Origin of the sequence: Cognatundibacterium luofuense (assembly GCF_018139685.1) — a bacterium.
In the GTDB taxonomy this organism is placed as follows: domain Bacteria; phylum Pseudomonadota; class Gammaproteobacteria; order Burkholderiales; family Burkholderiaceae_D; genus Undibacterium; species Undibacterium luofuense.
Genome location: NZ_JAGSPN010000300.1, coordinates 1 through 360, shown reverse-complemented (window position 1 = coordinate 360; position 360 = coordinate 1). Strand labels below are relative to the sequence as shown.

Below are 360 nucleotides of genomic sequence, written 5' to 3'. Positions count from 1 at the left end.
CGATAGGCTTTTTGTTTTTCTGCATCCGACGAATAGAGCTTTTTTCTACCCATGATTGCACCTAGTTTTTCGTAACATGCGACGTTTTGAATAAGCTACTTTTTAACGACCAGTTTAGTAATGGCGCCCGTTGACGTTTTGACCGCCAGCGACGCAGCAAAAGCCGACACAATCAAAGACAAAGCCTTGTCAACGCCGAGGAATTGCACCAGCCCGCCAATATCCCCACCGATGCCGGCATAACTGCTTTTCATCAACTCGACCAGCCAATCAGTCGCAACTGTTACGCCCTTATAAGTGACGTAGGACATACCGAGCGCAAGCAATACACGACCAACCAAGGATGCGGCGACCTGTGCC

Annotated in this window: 1 protein-coding gene; it reads right to left on the bottom strand. The window is 49.2% G+C overall.

Going from position 1 to position 360, the window contains the following annotated elements; translation table 11 throughout:
* Positions 1-95 precede the first annotated feature (95 nt).
* A partial coding sequence (locus KDM89_RS20505; protein WP_212689704.1) for a DUF2523 domain-containing protein occupies positions 96-360 on the bottom strand: 265 nt, incomplete at its 5' end.